At 61.7% G+C, this 17265-nt stretch carries 14 protein-coding genes; 7 read left to right on the top strand and 7 right to left on the bottom strand.

Annotation, left to right across the window (positions count from 1 at the left end):
• Position 1: 1 nt before the first annotated feature.
• The 7 genes from GYM54_RS04350 to GYM54_RS04320 form a co-directional block, all read right to left on the bottom strand.
• Positions 2-250, bottom strand: a complete 249-nt coding sequence (locus GYM54_RS04350; RefSeq protein WP_181104204.1) for an acyl carrier protein — start codon at positions 248-250, stop codon at positions 2-4.
• Entirely contained in the window at positions 247-2166 is a 1920-nt protein-coding gene (locus tag GYM54_RS04345; RefSeq protein ID WP_181104202.1) for an HAD-IIIC family phosphatase, read from the bottom strand. The genes GYM54_RS04350 and GYM54_RS04345 overlap by 4 nt, the downstream gene beginning before the upstream one ends.
• Positions 2167-2199: 33 nt before the next feature.
• Positions 2200-3738, bottom strand: coding sequence for an MBOAT family protein (locus GYM54_RS04340; protein WP_181104200.1), 1539 nt, complete (start codon positions 3736-3738; stop codon positions 2200-2202).
• A gap of 561 nt (positions 3739-4299) precedes the next feature.
• The gene (locus tag GYM54_RS04335) at positions 4300-5640 is read right to left on the bottom strand and encodes a short-chain fatty acid transporter (protein ID WP_131651575.1); all 1341 of its coding nucleotides are present in this window, start codon (positions 5638-5640) and stop codon (positions 4300-4302) included.
• Positions 5641-6094: 454 nt separating this feature from the next.
• On the bottom strand, positions 6095-7276 hold the full coding sequence (locus tag GYM54_RS04330; protein WP_197445145.1) for an acetyl-CoA C-acetyltransferase: 1182 nt from the start codon (positions 7274-7276) through the stop codon (positions 6095-6097).
• 76 nt (positions 7277-7352) lie between these two features.
• The gene (locus GYM54_RS04325; RefSeq protein WP_131651572.1) at positions 7353-8012 is read right to left on the bottom strand and encodes a CoA transferase subunit B; all 660 of its coding nucleotides are present in this window, start codon (positions 8010-8012) and stop codon (positions 7353-7355) included.
• A 37-nt stretch (positions 8013-8049) separates the two neighbouring features.
• Positions 8050-8748 carry a CoA transferase subunit A gene (locus GYM54_RS04320; RefSeq protein WP_131651571.1) on the bottom strand — a complete coding sequence of 233 codons (699 nt, stop codon included), beginning with the start codon at positions 8746-8748 and terminating at the stop codon, positions 8050-8052.
• Positions 8749-8901: 153 nt separating this feature from the next.
• Between GYM54_RS04320 and GYM54_RS04315 the strand changes: the two genes are divergently transcribed.
• The 7 genes from GYM54_RS04315 (at position 8902) to GYM54_RS04285 (ending at position 17242) form a co-directional block, all read left to right on the top strand.
• Positions 8902-9798 carry a LysR family transcriptional regulator gene (locus GYM54_RS04315; RefSeq protein ID WP_197445144.1) on the top strand — a complete coding sequence of 299 codons (897 nt, stop codon included), beginning with the start codon at positions 8902-8904 and terminating at the stop codon, positions 9796-9798.
• Between the two features lie 204 nt (positions 9799-10002).
• The gene (locus tag GYM54_RS04310; RefSeq protein WP_131651705.1) at positions 10003-10956 is read left to right on the top strand and encodes an AraC family transcriptional regulator; all 954 of its coding nucleotides are present in this window, start codon (positions 10003-10005) and stop codon (positions 10954-10956) included.
• A gap of 144 nt (positions 10957-11100) precedes the next feature.
• The gene (locus tag GYM54_RS04305) at positions 11101-13023 is read left to right on the top strand and encodes a PAS domain-containing sensor histidine kinase (protein ID WP_197445201.1); all 1923 of its coding nucleotides are present in this window, start codon (positions 11101-11103) and stop codon (positions 13021-13023) included.
• 228 nt (positions 13024-13251) lie between these two features.
• Positions 13252-14613, top strand: coding sequence for a benzoate 1,2-dioxygenase large subunit (gene benA / locus GYM54_RS04300; RefSeq protein WP_197445143.1), 1362 nt, complete (start codon positions 13252-13254; stop codon positions 14611-14613).
• Positions 14614-15102 (top strand): benzoate 1,2-dioxygenase small subunit, encoded by a 489-nt coding sequence (gene benB / locus GYM54_RS04295; RefSeq protein ID WP_197445142.1) that lies wholly within the window; start codon positions 14614-14616, stop codon positions 15100-15102.
• A gap of 10 nt (positions 15103-15112) precedes the next feature.
• Complete coding sequence (benC, locus tag GYM54_RS04290; protein ID WP_197445141.1) at positions 15113-16123, top strand: benzoate 1,2-dioxygenase electron transfer component BenC; 1011 nt, start codon at positions 15113-15115, stop codon at positions 16121-16123.
• 330 nt (positions 16124-16453) lie between these two features.
• Positions 16454-17242, top strand: coding sequence for a 1,6-dihydroxycyclohexa-2,4-diene-1-carboxylate dehydrogenase (locus GYM54_RS04285; protein ID WP_197445140.1), 789 nt, complete (start codon positions 16454-16456; stop codon positions 17240-17242).
• Positions 17243-17265: the final 23 nt, after the last annotated feature.

The following is a 17265-nucleotide window of genomic DNA, read 5'->3' as shown; positions in this document are numbered from 1 at the left end:
CCTACCTCCCTTCGAGCTTGGCGCTGATGATCTGGGCGAAGTGCCCGACGTTACGCAGCGACTCCAACTCCGCCGTGCGGAACTTGATGCCGAAGCGCTGTTCCGCAGCGACCGTGAGCATGACGTGGGTCTGGCTGTCCCAGCCCTCGATGTCATTGGCGGTCAGCTCCGGCGAGAGCACGATGCTGTCGTCGTCGAATACGTCGTGGAAAACCTGGGTGAGTGCGTTGATTACCTCTGCTTCGGTCATGCCTTTACCTCGATGAAGTGGCGGGGCGTGCGGGTGGAAGTGAGTTCGTAGCGCCAGAAGGTCGCCTCGCTGGCGGCATCGGCGGTAGATGTGTGCTGGACGAAGCCCAGCCGGGGATAGTGCTCGGCGACCATGCCGTTGCGTTCGGTGGCGCGGTATTCGCCGATCAGCGCGCGGTAGCCAGCCGCTTTGGCGGCCTCGGCGAGTACGTCGAGAACGGCTTCTTCGACCTGTCGACCGAGCACACGGCAGCTCATCAGCCAGCTGTCGATCAGCAGTTCGTCGTCGGCGACCGCCGCATCCGGTCTGGCCAGCACGACACTGATCAACCCGTTGTCGCCGAACTTGTCGGCCAGACGCATCGCTAATGCCACCGAGCGCGGGTCATTGGCGATGCGCTCGACCTCCGCCTCGCTGTAGCGGCGCGTCGTGAGGTTGAACTGGTTGGTCTTGTTGATCAGTTGCGTGCTGCGGGCGAGTTCGGCGGCGCCGATTGGCGTTGCGGTCAGCACCATTTCCAGGCCGCGCAGATAACCTTCCATGTCGGTGGCCTGGCTCATGGCCGCCTTGCGCTTGGCGTTCAGCGCGTAGTTGCGCCCGCGCGTGGCGTCGTCCGAGGTGAAGGAGGTCGCCTCGAAGTAGCCGGCCGCCGCGACACGCGCTGGATAATCGGCCACGTCGTCGGGCAATTCCGGGACGGCGACTTCGGGAAGTTCGCGACGCACGATGTCGCGCTCGGCCGGGTTGTCATCGACGAAGACCAGGCTGTCCAGCCCGATATCCAGCATCGAGGCGATACGCCGCAGGTTGCCGGCCTTGTCTTCCCAGTTTGCGACGAAGGCGGCGATATCGCTGCGCTTGAGCGCCATTTCTGGATGCTTGAACGCCGCCTCGGCGACGCTCGGATCGTTCTTGCTGCACACCGCGAGGATAATCCCGCGACGCGCCAGCAGCGCCGCGTAACGCTGGAAGGCGAGAAAGGCTTCGCCGTTGGGCGAGCCCTGGCCAAGATGAATGCCGTCGACGCCATCGTCACCGACCACGCCGCCCCACAGCGTGTTGTCCAGATCCAGCACCAGGCATTTGCGCGACAGGCCGATGCTGGCGGCAGCGATGCGCGCCAGTTGGTCGCCATACAGAGGCGCCAGGTTCGGGCTCACCAGCTGCTTGGCCTGATGCCAGCGCAGCGGTTCGGCCAAGCCATCGCCGTAGCTGCCGCGCGCCGCTTCCCAGGCGAGATCCATCAGCAGCACGCTGTCTTCTCGGGCGGCGCTGCGGATGGCTGCGTTAAGGCGCTCGACCAGAGCCCAGGGTGAGGCCGGGACCAAGGCTTCGAACGAGCCGAAGACCGGCGGATCGGCTGGCACGATGGTCTGCTGCACCACCTGTGCGGAATAGCGCTCGCGGGCGCGGCGCCAGAGCAGGCGCAGCTCGTCGACACGCTCGGTCACCGCTGCATTCACGTTCTCCGATGAGGCCTCCAGCGGCAGTTGCAGAGGCGCGTCGCGGGCATCCAGCGCCAGAACGATCAGTTGCGGAGCAAAGCTCGCCAGAGCTGGGTCGTCCATTAGCAGTGCCTGGCGGTACATGCCATAAGGCGCGACGTGAACTGAGGGTGCCAGCCGCCGTTGCAACCCGGCCACGCGAATCGCCGGCACCAAGTGATCGACCGTATGGGACGAGAGTAGGGCGATACGCAAAGGACGCAAGCCCGAGACGGACGCCTCGCCGCCGGCAACCGCTTGCAAGCCCTCGCTTGCCAACCTATCCAGGCGGGTCGTCAGGGTGAAGTCCCGCCGATACCCCGCGAGTCGTACAGCCGCTGCTAGGCGTGTGAGTGGGTCGGGTTCGCGCTTGGCCTCGCTGATCGCGGCGCTCAGGTCTGAATGTTCGGCTAGCCAGAGAAGCTGATCCATTAGCCATTAACTCCTTTTGCGTCAGCTGGAATGTCAGAACTGGAAGTAGAGAAACTCGGTAGGGGCGACGGAGAACGCCACGGCAAGGGCGAAGAAACCCAGCACGCCGATGGCGACGCCAATCACCGGAGTCGGATTCCAAGAGGCAATCGGTATCCAGCGCAGCAGCCAGCTTTCGTTCGGCTGTGCATCCAGGGTGGTGCGAAAGCGCGCCATCCACTGCTGCACGTTGGGCATGAACCAGACGAAGGCGAGCAGCAACGCGACGGTGAGATAGTCCGACTTGTCGAGCTTGGTATTCAGCTCGCTCAAGCCGGCCATGCCCGACAGGATCGCCATCGCCGCCGCAACGCTTTCGGCGCGGAAGAACACCATGGCCACGACCACGCAGAGGAAAGTCAGCAGCACGGCGCAACAGTGGTGCCAGAGCTTGTCGCTATCGAGCTGCAGGCCGCGGCGCGCCTTGTAGGCGCGAAAGCCATGGGCGACCACCAGGTAAAAACCATGCAGCAGGCCGAACACCACGAACTGCCAGCCCGCGCCGTGCCAGACGCCGGAGATGAACATGGTCAGCACGGTGGGATAGGCGACCAGCACGACGAAGGTGCTCAAGCTCATCTTGCCGCGACGAGGCAGCGGCTTGCCGATGGCCATCCGCGAGCGCGTGATCCGCATGACGATGGGGTTGTAGATATAGGCTGTGAGAAAGCGCGTCAGCGTCATATGCCAGCGCGACCAGTAGTCGATGAGGTTGTGCGCCTTGAACGGGCTGTTGAAATTCATCGGCAAGCGCAGGCCGAACATCAGGCCGAGCCCGATAGCCATGTCGCTGTAGCCGGAGAAATCGAAATAAATCTGCAGCGTGTAGGTGAGGGCGCCGAACCAGGCGTCGTACAGCGCCGGCACGGTGCCGTCGGCGGCAACGGCGAAGATTGGCGAGGCCTTGGCGCCTAGCGGGTCGGCGATGATTACCTTCTTGAACAGGCCGAGCAGAAACACCGTCAGTCCCAGGGAGAGGTTGTCCAGCCGAGGACGAAAGGTGCTGTGATCCTTGAACTGCTTGAGCATCTCGCTGTGGTGAGTAATCGGGCCGGCGATCAGCTGCGGGAAGAACGTGATGAACAGGCAGTAATTGACGAAGTCGTGCTCGCTCACTTCGCCATCATGGGCATCGACCAGATAGGCGATCTGCTGGAAGGTAAAAAAGGAAATCGCCAAGGGCAGGATGATGTCGCCCACCGACCAGCCCAGGCCGAAGGCATCGTCGAGCGTGCCGAACAGAAAACCGGTGTATTTGTAGTAGCCGAGCAACGCCACGTTGGCGGCGACACCCAGCACCAGTAGCGTGCGCGACGGCCGGCGCATCAGGTAGCCGCCGATCAGGTAGTTGAACGCCATGCTGCCGACCAGCAGCGGCACGTAAGCCGGGTTCCACCAGCCGTAAAACACCAGCGACGCCAGCGTTAGCCAGATGGCTGCAAGCCGTTGTCTACCACTGCCCGCAAGGAGGATGAAGCCAAGAAGAACCACCGGCAGAAACCCGGCGATGAACACCATGGAGTTGAAGAGCATCGTCCTTTTCCCTTTCCCTGAGTCTCTTCTGCTGCCCTTCGACATCAGGACAGCGACTGCCCGAGAGCTACCACAAAGCGGCTGCTATCGACGCGTTCGTCGAGGTATCCACACCTCATCCCAAACTCGACAGCCAATCCTTGCAGCTAGGATTTCAATCAATCGCTAGCGCAGGTGTTAAGCCTCGGTCCGTTAACTGCGACTCAGAGTTGTAAGAAAAAGTTGCACCGTTCATCTGTTCCGATCTTCAGGCAGACGAGCGGATATGACGGGGAAAAGAAGCGAAACGGTGATTCCAGAGCCTCTCCTAACGCCGGCAGCGTTCAATGTGCTCGTGATGAGACGGTAAGAAAGAAATCCAAGAAGACCAGCAGACGAAGCCGTGGAGGATTCATTCCTCTGACCCGGTCTCGCCATCGCCGAGTAGGGCCAGACGACTGTTCTGAACGTAGTATCGAACCCGTGGGGGAGAAGTTCAGAACCGGGTTGTCGGAGCCGCTTGGATTGCCGCGCGGTGGGAACCGAAAGGGCAGGGCCATTGCGGCGCCTGCCCTGTTTCTATCAGCCAAGGAAATAGAAGCAGCCGGAAATGACCAAGCCTGAGTACACCAAGATCAACAAGCAATAACCCATGATGTCGCGCGCGCCGAGGCCGACAATGCCGAGGATTGGCAGCGCCCAGAACGGCTGGATCATATTGGTCCAGGCATCACCCCAGGCGATGGCCATGGCCGTCACCGCCGGCGTCACACCGAGCGCCTGGCCGGCCGGCAGCATGATCGGTCCTTGTACGGCCCACTGGCCGCCACCAGACGGTACGAAAACGTTGACCAGACCGGCGCTGAGGAAGGCCAGCACCGGGAAGGTATCGGCCGACGACGAGGCGATGAACGACTCGGTGATCTGCTTGCCCAGCGACAGGCCCTCGGCGTTGGCGCCGACCATCATGCCCATGATTCCCGCGTAGAAGGGAAACTGGATGACGATGCCGCTGATCCCGCCAATACCGTCTTGCACTGCACGCATGTAGCGCTCGGGCGAGCCGTGCAGCAGCAGGCCGATGAAAAGGAACAGGCCGATGACGATATTGAGCGTCAGGGCGAAGCCGTTCTCGGCGAAGTAGTAAACGAAATACACCGCACCTAGCGCGACGATGATCAGGTTGAGGATGCGGCTGTCGTCCATGCGCTGGGCCAGCGTCTCGCGTGGCAGCGGCTGATGTTCCGGCTCCAGCAGCAGCGCGGGATCGGCAACTTTCGGCTGCTTGGGATGCATGGCCCAATTGAGGATCGGCAGGCCGATGACCAGCAGCGCGATGATGGTCAGGTTCAGCGTGGTGAACAGCGTATCGCCGACACCAATGGCACCGGTGATTACACCGCCGGTCATGCGCTCCAGGTCAGCGCCGCCAGTGGCGAGTGACAGCGGAACCGAGCCGGACAGGCCGCCATGCCAGATGAGGAAGCCAGAATAGGCAGCGGCCACCAGCAGTGGGTAGTCGACGCCTTTGACCTCACGGGCCAGCGCACGGGCGAAGACTGCACCGATCACCAGGCCGAAGCCCCAGTTGATCCAGGAACCGGCCAAGCCCACCAACGTGACCAGCACGATGGCGCGGCCAGGGGTGCGCGCGATGCGGGCAAGGCCCGCGAGTAGGCGGTGAATGGCCGGTGCGCTGGCAAGCGCGTGCCCGGTGACGAGAATCAGCGCCATCTGCATGGCGAAGGTGAGCAAATTCCAGAAGCCTGTGCCCCAGTGCTTCGCCATGGCCGGCAGGCCCTGACCGGTGACGAGCATGCTGGCGGCCAGCACGATGAGACTGAGAAGAATGGCGAAAACGAAGGGTGAGGGTAGGTATCGCTGTACGAGCTTTACGCTCAAAGAGGTAACGGCGCCGAGCATGGTTGTGATCCTGTGTTGTTTTCTTTGTTATGAGCGGCGCGCGTGCGTGGCGCGCGCCGTTATTTCATCGATGTATTCAGGCGGTTCTCAGGACCGCGGTTCAGAACCCTCCCTATGTGATTTGGTCTAGGGTCTGTTGCCGTTTCGTCGCGAGCCGCGTTGCTGCGCCAAATCTCGCCAGGCAAGACGCGGGACGCAGGTAATGGTGGTTCCCTTGCCAAGTCCCGCAACGCCGCATGGCGAGATTTGCCGCGCAACCCTTCGGGCCGGGCCTGTTTTTGCACGATGCGGCGTTTCTCGTCGCTCATTTGGAACAACCAAACTTCACTCCTCGTGCGATCTCCATGGATGGAGTGAATGCCGCAAGCCCGCCGGGAGCGGGCGCGGCCTTGCCTCGCGCAAAAACAGGCTCCGGCGCGGCCGCGCACGAAACGGCAACAGACCCTAGCGCCGTTCAGTTGCGTTCGATCGCCAGCGCAACACCCTGACCGCCACCGATGCACAGGGTGGCGAGGCCCTTTTTGGCGTCGCGGCGGATCATCTCGTGCAGCAGCGTCACCAGGATTCGGCAGCCCGACGCGCCGATGGGGTGACCGAGCGCGATGGCGCCGCCGTTGACGTTGACCTTGCTGGCATCCCAGCCCAATTCTTGGCCGACCGACAGCGCCTGTGCGGCGAAGGCTTCGTTGGCTTCGATCAGGTCGAGCTCATCCAGCGACCAACCGGCTTTGTCCAGGCAGCGGCGTGTTGCCGAAACCGGCGCGATGCCCATGATCGCCGGGTCGACGCCCGCATTGGCGTACGCCTTGATCCGCGCCAGCACCGGCAGGCCAAGCGCCTTGGCCTTGTCCGCGCTCATCAACAGCACGGCGGCGGCGCCGTCGTTGAGACTGGAGGCGTTACCGGCGGTGACCGAGCCGTCTTTCTTGAATGCGGCCCTGAGCTTGGCCAGCGCGTCGGCCGTGGTACCGGCACGCGGTTGCTCGTCGGTATCGAAGCGCAGCGGCTCGCCCTTGCGCTGAGGAATCTCGATTGGCGTGATTTCATCCTTGAAGCGACCGGCTTCGATGGCGGCGACGGCTTTCTGCTGCGACGAGGCGGCGAAGGCATCCTGTGCTTCACGGCTGATGCCGTACTTGTCGACCAGATTCTCGGCGGTGATGCCCATGTGGAAATCGTTGAAGGCATCCCAGAGACCGTCGCTGATCATCGAGTCGACCAGCTCGGCATGACCCATGCGCAAACCGGTACGGGCCTTGGGCAGGACGTAGGGTGCCAGACTCATGTTTTCCTGACCGCCGGCGATAATCACTTCGGCGTCGCCGCAGCGGATGGCTTGGGTGGCCAGGTGCAGCGCTTTGAGCCCCGAGCCGCAGACCTTGTTCAGCGTGAAGGACGGCACTTCGTGCGGCAGGCCGGCCTTGACCGAGGCCTGGCGCGCCGGGTTCTGACCGGCGCCAGCAGTCAGCACCTGGCCGAGAATCACTTCATCGACCTCGGAGGGATTCAGCCCAGTCTGTTCGAGCAGACGCTTGATCACGGCAGCGCCCAGGTCCGGCGCGGTGATGTTGGCCAGGGCGCCCTGAAAGGAGCCGATGGCGGTACGGGTGGCGGCAACGATGACGACGTCTTGCATGGCGAATCTCCTGGATTCAAAACGGGAAAAGCCCCGCGTGCGACCAGCGCACCGCGAGGCCCTGTTCGGCGCTTGATCAGCCGAAGGTCATTTCCGGTACATGATCAGGCACTACCAGTTCACCGGCGGTCTTGGCGATGATCTCCTCGACGCTCACGCCGGGGGCGCGTTCCTTGAGGATGAAGGCACCGTTCTCGATTTCAAGATAGGCCAGATCGGTCAGCACGCGCTTGATGCAGCCGGCGCCGGTCAGCGGCAGGGTGCACTTGGGCAGCAGCTTGGACTCGCCGTCCTTCGAGGCGTGGGTCATCAGTACGATGATGTTCTCGGCGCCAGCGACCAGGTCCATCGCGCCGCCCATGCCCTTGACCAGCTTGCCCGGGATCATCCAGGAGGCGATGTTGCCCTGTACGTCGACTTCGAAAGCGCCGAGCACGGTGAGGTCGATGTGCCCGCCGCGGATCATCGCGAAGGATTCGGCAGAGTTGAAAATGGAGGCGCCGACGCGGGCGGTGACGGTCTGCTTGCCGGCGTTGATCATGTCAGCGTCGAGCTCCTGCTCGGTAGGGAAGGCGCCCATGCCGAGCAGGCCGTTCTCCGATTGCAGCATCACTTCCATGCCTTCGGGCACGTAGTTGGCGACCAGCGTCGGGATGCCGATGCCGAGGTTTACGTAGTAGCCGTCCTGCAATTCATGAGCGACGCGCTGGGCCATTTGTTCGCGGGTTAAAGCCATGGTCTTGATCTCTTATTCTTTGAACCAAGGATGGATTTCAGCTGCGGACGGTGCGCTTCTCGATGCGCTTTTCGAAGGTGCCGCAGATGATGCGGTCGACGTAGATGCCGGGGGTATGGATCTGGGTGGGATCGATTTCGCCGGGCTCGACGATTTCCTCGACTTCGACCACGGTGATCTTCCCTGCGGCTGCGGCCAGCGGATTGAAGTTCTGCGCAGTGTGGCGGTAGATGACGTTGCCGTAGCGGTCGGCCTTCCAGCCTTTGACGATGGCGAAGTCGCCGGTGATGGCATGTTCGAGGATGTGCGGACGGCCATTGAATTCACGCACGTCCTTGCCTTCGGCGATGGGCGTGCCGTAGCCGGTGGCGGTATAGAAGGCCGGAATGCCGGCGCCGCCTGCGCGCATCTTCTCGGCCAGCGTGCCTTGAGGTGTCAGCTCGACTTCCAGCTCGCCATTGAGCAGCTGCTTTTCGAACAACGCGTTTTCGCCCACGTAGGAGGCGATCATCTTGCTGATCTGCCGGTCTTCCAGCAGCACGCCGAGGCCGAAACCGTCGACGCCGCAGTTATTGGAAACCACCGTCAGATCGCGAGTGCCCTTGCGCTTGATCTCGGCGATCAGGTTCTCCGGGATGCCGCACAGACCGAAACCGCCAGCCAGTACGGTCATGCCGTCCTGCAGCCCTTCAAGGGCTTCGGCATAGGTGCTGACGCGTTTGTCGAAACCAGCCATAAACCATTCCTTCTTGTTGTTGGTAGTCGTTGAATCCGAGTGTCTGCGTCGCGATTAGATTTGTTAAGTTGATTTTTAAGCGTTATTAATTGACTAAACAGAATAATCCAGCGGCTGCTGTTCGCTGCTGCACCTCGATCCGGATGCAAATCGATGACCATCAAACAGCTGCGCGCCTTTCTTGCCGTGGCGCATACCTTAAGCTTCGCGCAGGCCGGTGAGCGTCTACACCTATCGCAATCGGCGCTGAGCCTGACGATCAAATCCCTGGAGGACGGATTAGGCGGGCGGTTGTTCAGCCGCACCACCCGCGCGGTGAGCCTGACGCCGGAAGGTGAAGCCCTGTTGCCGCTGGCGCGTCGATTGCTGGCTGATTGGGATAACGCCGAGGACGAGCTGCGTCAGCGCTTCACTCTGAAGCAGGGGCGCGTGGTGCTGGCTTCGATGCCCTCGTTTGCCGGCAACCTGTTACCGGCCGTGCTCGGCACCTTTCGCCAGCAATATCCATCGATCAGCGTCACCGTGCATGACGTGATCAACGAGCAGGTGATGGACATGGTTCGCGACCGGCAGGTCGAGCTGGGCATCGCCTTCGAGCCCGAACCCACCACGCCGCTGAGTTTCACGCCGCTATACACCGATCGCTTCGTGGCTGTGGTGCCCGCCGACTCGGCGCTGGCGAGCCAGACCGAAGTGAGTTGGGAGGCGCTGCTGCAACAACCTTTCATCACCTTGCAGCGGCCCTCTACCGTGCGTTTCATGCTCGAGGATCATCTGCGGCAGCGCGGGCGTAACCTTCCGGTGCAGTTCGAAAGTCATCAGCTGGCAACGGTTGGGCGCATGGTCGCCAGTGGCTTGGGCGTGAGCGCCGTGCCGGCGCTGTGCCGCGAGCAGATGCTGGAAGTCGGGGCTTGTTGTGTCGCGCTGGGTGATCCGGTGATCGAGAAACCGGTGGGCATACTGACCAAGCCCGGCCACGAGCTCTCGGTCGCCGCCCAGGCCATCGCCGATACCCTGCGTGCCTCTACGAGTTATCCCGGCACGGCTTGAAGCGAGCGCTCCGCTGGTCGGGTAACGCCGAAAATGTGCGGTTACCGGCCGGTCGGCTGTTGGCCGTTGGTCCAATCACCTATTGTGCTCGGACGCGTTATCGTTGATTTGAATCAAGTCCGGGTGGCAGGGCTGCACCCATGGCTGGACTGGCGACCGGCAATCAATGCCGGCGTAACTATAAAAATAGCGAGTGCCTTGATGATGGATAGTCTGCTGAAAGAGCGAAGCATGATTTTCGATCGCGCCGATCCTCACGCGGTGTCCGAGTACGTCAATCAGCACGTCGGTTCGCATTGCATCCAGCTACCCCGCACCGGTAACCCCCAGGCCAGCCTGAGCCATTGCAAGTTCGGCAATCTCGACCTTTGCCAGTTGAGTTATGGCGGCAGCGTGCACGTTACCTCGCAGGCGCTGGAAACCATCTATCACCTACAACTGCTGCAGCGTGGGCATTGCCTCTGGCGTGGCCGTGGTCAGGAGCATTACTTCACGCCAGGTGAGTTGCTGCTGATCAACCCGGACGATCCGGTCGACCTGACCTATTCCGACGATTGCGAAAAACTCATCGTCAAAGTACCCGCATCCTTTCTGGAAAAGGCCTGTACCGAGAACCAGTGGCGAGCGCCGAGCGAAGGTATTCGTTTTGCCGCCAACCGCTACGAACTCAAGCAGCTCGATGGTATCGAAAGCCTGCTCGGACTGATCTGCCAGGAGGCCGAAGCCGAGCACTGCATCCCGCAATTGCAAGAGCAGTACAGCCGCATCATCGCCTCGAAGCTGCTGTGCACGCTGGCCAACAATATCTACCGCGAGCCCTTGAACGAGAGCTGCCCGTCATTCGGCCGCATTACCGACTATATAGACGAGCATCTGAAGAAAGACATTTCGGTCGAGCAGCTGGCGCAGCTGGCCAATATGAGTCCGCGCTCGCTGTACATGTTGTTCGATCGGAAGGTCGGCACCACGCCGAAGTCCTACATCCGCCAGCGCAAACTGGAGCAGATCCACGGACGGCTGAGCGACCCTTCGGACAAGGTGCGCAATATCACCGAGATCGCGATGGACTATGGCTTTCTGCATCTCGGACGTTTCTCGGAAACCTACAAGAGTACTTTCGGCGAACTGCCCTCCGACACCCTGCGCAAGCATCACTGAAGCGACTGCTCGGCTCCACAGGTGCGCCGAGGGCGCAGTTGAGCACTTTGGCTCGGCTTCACAACGTCACTCCTTTCTTTTAAATGCTTGGCTAACCATAATCCTGACCAAATCACTCGGGTGTAGGTACTTCCAATGCAAGGCATGGCATCTTCGGATGTGTCGATTACGGCGCCGGAGCGTTATCGGCTACTTATCGATGCAGTGACCGACTACGCCATCTATATGCTTGATGTCGACGGCAAGATTGCAAGCTGGAACACCGGTGCGAGACGCTTCAAGGGGTACGAAGAGGCCGAAGTGATCGGCCAGCATTTCTCCCGCTTTTATACCGACGACGACCGTGCCGCAGGATTACCTCAGCGCGCACTGGACATTGCAGCAGCCGAGGGTCGCTTCGAAGGGGAGGGCTGGCGTGTGCGCAAGGATGGCACGCGCTTCTGGTGTCACGTGGTGATTGATCCAATCTGGTCGCCCACTGGCAGTTTGCTCGGCTTTGCCAAGGTCACCCGCGATCTGACCGAGCGCAAGCTGGTCGAAGAATCGCTGAAGCAGAGCGAACAGCAGTTTCGCTTGTTGGTGCAGGGCGTCACTGATTACGCCATCTATATGCTTGATCCGACAGGGCGGGTGACCAACTGGAACATGGGCGCCCAGCGCATCAAGGGCTATCTGCCCGACGAGATTATCGGGCAGCACTATTCCGCTTTTTTTACTGCTGAAGACCGAGAGAACGGCGCCCCGCAGCGCGGTCTCGATACGGCTTTGCGTGAAGGGCGGTTCGAAAGCCAGGGCTTGCGTGTGCGCAAGGACGGCTCGCGCTTCTGGGCCAATGTGGTCGTCGACCCGATCCGCAGTGAGACGGGCACCCTTATAGGTTTTGCCAAGATTACCCGCGACATCACCGAAACCGTCGAGGCCCAGCGTGAGCTGGAAGAGGCGCGGGAGGCGCTGTTCCAGTCACAGAAATTGGAATCCTTAGGCCGATTGACCGGGGGCATCGCCCACGACTTCAACAATCTTCTGATGGCCGTACTGGGCGGGTTGGAGATTGTGCGCCGACGGGTGCCTGACGATCCGCGAATCGTCCCGTTGCTGGACAATGCCATTCGCGGGGCCCAGCGCGGCGTCTCCCTGTCCCAGCGCATGCTGGCCTTTGCGCGGCGCCAGGAACTCAATCTCGAACTGGTCGATGCGCCGGCGCTGATACGTGATATGGCCGATCTGCTCCAGCAATCGCTTGGCCCTCGGATTCAGATCGAAACCCGTTTTCCTCTCTCGCTCAAACCCGTCCTGGCGGATGCCAACCAGATCGAACTGGCGCTGCTCAACCTGGCGGTAAATGCCCGGGACGCCATGCCAGAGGGCGGCACCGTCACCATCTCGGCGCGTGAACACCGACTCGACTCAAAGGATGGCGGACTGGAACCCGGAGACTATCTCTGCCTGGCCTTGGCCGATGAGGGCGAGGGCATGGACGAGGCGACGCTCGAACGGGCAACGGAGCCGTTTTTCACCACCAAAGGCGTCGGCAAAGGCACGGGGCTGGGACTCTCGATGGTCCATGGGCTTGCCGCGCAGTCTGGTGGCGGTTTGGTGCTCAAAAGCGAGAAGGGGCGCGGCACCACCGCTGAGCTGTGGCTGCCGCTTGCCGCGGGTGGCGGTATGCCGGCTGAAGCTGAACAGTCGCAGACGTCCGAGTCGCATTGCCCTGTGGCGCTCAGCGTACTGGCGGTGGATGACGACCCCCTTGTATTGATGACGACCGGCGCGATGCTCGAGGAGCTTGGTTGCCATGTGTACGAGGCGGAATCAGCGAAGCAGGCGCTGGAAATCCTCGCGCAGAACAGGGTTCAGCTAGTGTTGACCGATCAGGCCATGCCGCAAATGACCGGCACACAACTGGCCGAAGTCATCAGGCAGCGGTATCCAGACCTGCCGGTGATCCTTGTCACTGGTTACGCCGACCAGCCAACCGGGTTGGCAGGCGACCTGCCCAGGCTCGGCAAGCCCTTCACTCAGGATGACCTGGCGCAGAGCATCGCTGCGGTGATGAGCCAATCCTGACGGTTAACCCTAGGGCCAGCCCTCACTGGGTTGGCCCAACGCCCCGCCTGTTTCACTCCTTCCGTTTATACCCCCCAGATTCTTCGCCATATCCGCTTACATGAGCGGATCGCTCCGCCTGTTGTTTTGCAGAAAACGGATAGAGGTCCTGCAGAAAACGGATATTGATACCCCTCCCAGCGCCTTAGCCTTCATCACGTAGAAACAATAACAATGGAGGCCCCGGCCATGGCTCTGGGATTCGATTACCTTGATTCGCTTGTTGAAGACGACAAAGAAAAAGGGATCTTCCGCTGCAAGCGCGAGATGTTCACCGACGAGCGCCTGTTTGACCTGGAGATGAAGCACATCTTCGAGGGCAACTGGCTGTATCTCGCTCATGAGAGTCAGATTCCCGAGAAGAACGACTACTACACCACCTACATGGGTCGTCAGCCGATCTTCATCGCCCGCAACAAGGACGGCGAGCTCAACGCCTTCATCAATGCCTGCAGCCATCGCGGCGCGATGCTCTGTCGCTTCAAGAGCGGCAACAAGGCCACCTACACCTGCCCGTTCCACGGCTGGACCTTCAACAACTCCGGCAAGCTGCTCAAGGTCAAGGACCCCAAGGAAGCCGGCTACCCGGACAGTTTCAACTGCGACGGCTCCCACGACCTGAAGAAGATCGCCCGCTTCGAGTCCTATCGCGGCTTCCTGTTCGGCAGCCTGCGTGAAGATGTCGCCCCGCTGGAAGAATTCCTCGGCGAGTCGCGCAAGATCATCGACATGGTGGTCGACCAGTCGCCGGATGGCATCGAGGTGCTGCGTGGCTCCTCCAGCTACGTCTTCGGCGGCAACTGGAAACTGACTGCCGAGAACGGTGCCGACGGCTACCACGTCACCGCCGTGCACTGGAACTACGCCGCCACCCAGAACCAGCGCAAGCTGCGCGAAGCCGGTGAAGAAATCCGCACCATGAGTGCCGGCGGCTGGGGCAAGAAGGGCGGTGGCTTCTATTCCTTCGAGAACGGCCACCTTTTGCTCTGGACGCGCTGGGACAACCCTGAAGACCGTCCGCTGTACAGCCGCCGCGACGAGCTGGTCGCCGAAGTCGGCGAGGCTCGTGCCGACTGGATGATCGGTAACTCGCGCAACCTCTGCCTCTACCCGAACCTCTACCTGATGGACCAGTTCGGATCGCAGCTGCGCATCGCCCGGCCGATCTCGGTCGACGAGACCGAAGTCACCATCTACTGCATCGCGCCTAAGGGCGAGAGTGCCGAGGCGCGTGCCCGCCGCATTCGCCAGTACGAAGATTTCTTCAACGTCAGCGGCATGGCCACGCCGGACGACCTCGAGGAATTCCGCGCCTGCCAGGCCGGCTTCCAGGGCCGCGCCATGGAATGGAACGACATGTCCCGTGGCGCCAAGCACTGGATCGAAGGCGCCGATGAGGGCGCCAAGGAAATCGATCTGCATCCCTTGCTCAGCGGCGTCCGCTCCGAGGACGAAGGCCTGTTCGTCATGCAGCACCAGTACTGGCAGCAGCAGATGATCAAGGCCGTGAAGGCGGAACAGGATCAGCTGATCCACGTGGAGGGCGCATAGATGACCATTTCCTATGAAACCGCACGCGATTTTCTCTACCGCGAGGCGCGCTATCTCGACGACAAGGAATGGGACGCCTGGCTCGAACTCTACGCGCCGGATGCCAGTTTCTGGATGCCGGCCTGGGATGACCGCGATCAGTTGACCGAAGACCCGCAAAGCGAAATCTCGCTGATCTGGTACGGCAACCGCAGTGGCCTGGAAGACCGCGTGTTCCGCATCAAAACCGAGCGCTCCAGCGCCACCATTCCGGACACCCGCACCACCCACAACATCAGCAACCTCGAGCTGCTCGAGCAGGCCGATGGCTTCTGCAAGCTGCGCTACAACTGGCACACCATGAGCTTCCGCTACAAGACGGTCGATCACTTCTACGGCACCAACTTCTACACCTTGGATGTGCGCGGCGAGAACCCGCTGATCAAGGCCAAGAAGGTCGTGCTGAAGAACGACTACATCCGCCAGATGATCGACGTGTACCACCTGTGAGGGCGCAGCCATGACCTACAACATCGCACTGAATTTCGAAGACGGCGTAACCCGCTTCATCGAAACCAACCTCGGTGAAACCGTGGCCGACGCCGCCTACCGCCAGGGCATCAACATCCCGCTGGATTGCCGTGACGGCGCTTGCGGTGCCTGCAAGTGCTTCGCCGAAGCCGGCCGCTACGACCTCGGCGAGGAATACATCGAGGATGCGCTCAGCGAAGATGAAGCCGAACAGGGTTACGTGCTGACCTGCCAGATGCGCGCCGAGAGCGATTGCGTGATCCGCGTACCGGCCTCCTCGCAGGTGTGCAAGACCGAGCAGGTCTGTTTCGAAGCCGCCATCAGCGGTGTCCGCCAGCTGTCCGAAAGCACCATCGCGCTGTCGGTCAAGGGCGAGGCCCTGAACCAGCTGGCGTTCCTGCCGGGGCAGTACGTTAACCTCAAGGTGCCGGGCAGCGATCAGAGCCGGGCCTATTCCTTCAGCTCGCTCCCCAGGGATGGCGAAGTCAGCTTCCTGATCCGTAACGTGCCAGGCGGGCTGATGAGCAGCTTCCTTACCGGCCTGGCCAAGGCGGGCGACAGCCTGACCCTGGCTGGCCCGCTGGGCAGCTTCTATCTGCGCGATATCAAGCGTCCGCTGTTGCTGCTCGCAGGCGGGACCGGCCTGGCGCCGTTCACCGCGATGCTGGAAAAGGTCGCCGAGCAGGGTAGTGCGCACCCGCTGCATCTGATTTACGGCGTCACCCACGATCACGATCTGGTCGAGATGGAGAAGCTCGAGGCCCTCGCCGCGCGCATTCCCAACTTCACCTACAGCGCCTGCGTAGCCAGCCCGGAAAGCGCCTATCCGCAGAAGGGCTACGTCACGCAGCACATCGAGCCCAAGCACCTCAACGACGGCGAAGTGGATATCTACCTCTGCGGCCCGCCGCCGATGGTCGAGGCGGTCAGCCAGTTCATCCGTGAACAGGGTCTGCAGCCAGCGAACTTCTATTACGAGAAATTCGCCGCCAGCGCCTAGTTCCCACGCTCCAGCGTGGGAACCCTGGTTGCGACGCACTGCCGGGACGTGGAGCGTCCGGGGCGGCATTCCACGCGGAGCGTTGGAACGATCAACGTCGCAGTTCAAATTTGTAGGGTGGGCTTCAGCCCACCAATGGGGTGCTGGCGGTGGGCTAAAGCCCACCCTACGGTACTGATTGAGACGCTCTGCGTCGGTTGCTAGAGAGCTGAGACGCGGAGCGTCCAGGGCTGGCGTTCCCACGCGGAGTGGGAACGATCAGCAAGCCGGCGGTGGCGTCAGCCGCGAAGATGTTACGAGCACTACGGATGTATCTGTTGAGGTAACCCAATGAACATGCGTTTCCAAAATAAAGTTGCGGTAATCACCGGTGCCGCCCAAGGCATCGGTCGGCGCGTTGCCGAGCGGATGGCCGAGGAGGGCGGATGCCTGCTGCTGGTCGATCGCTCCGAGCTGGTCCACGAACTGGCCGACGAGCTCGGCGCCAAAGGCGCGCAAGTCCTGACGATGACCGCTGATCTGGAGCAGTTCGCCGATTGCCATCGCGTGATGGACGCCGCCAAGACCCATTACGGCCGCCTCGACATTCTGATCAACAACGTCGGCGGCACCATCTGGGCCAAGCCGTTCGAGCATTACCAGGAGCACGAAATCGAGGCCGAAGTGCGTCGCTCGCTGTTCCCCACGCTCTGGTGTTGCCACGCCGCGCTGCCGCACATGCTGGAGCAGAGCAGTGGCGCCATCGTCAACGTTTCGTCCATCGCCACCCGCAGCCTCAACCGCGTGCCCTACGGCGCGGCCAAGGGCGGTGTGAACGCGCTGACCGCCTGCCTCGCATTCGAAAACGCCCAGCGCGGCATTCGCGTCAACGCCACCGCACCGGGCGGCACCGAGGCGCCACCGCGGCGCATTCCGCGCAATACGGCCGAGCAGAGCGAGCAGAGCGAGCAGGAGAAGGTCTGGTACCAGCAGATCGTCGATCAGACCATCGATTCCACGCAGATGAAGCGCTACGGAACCATCGACGAGCAGGCCGGCGCGATCCTCTTCCTGGCCTCCGATGACGCCTCCTACATCACCGGCGTGACCCTGCCGGTGGGCGGTGGGGATCAGGGCTGATCACGATTCCCGGCACTAACGAC

Source organism: Pseudomonas sp. MTM4, from assembly GCF_019355055.1.
Classification (GTDB): Bacteria; Pseudomonadota; Gammaproteobacteria; order Pseudomonadales; family Pseudomonadaceae; genus Stutzerimonas.
This window is presented reverse-complemented; position numbering and strand designations above follow the sequence as displayed.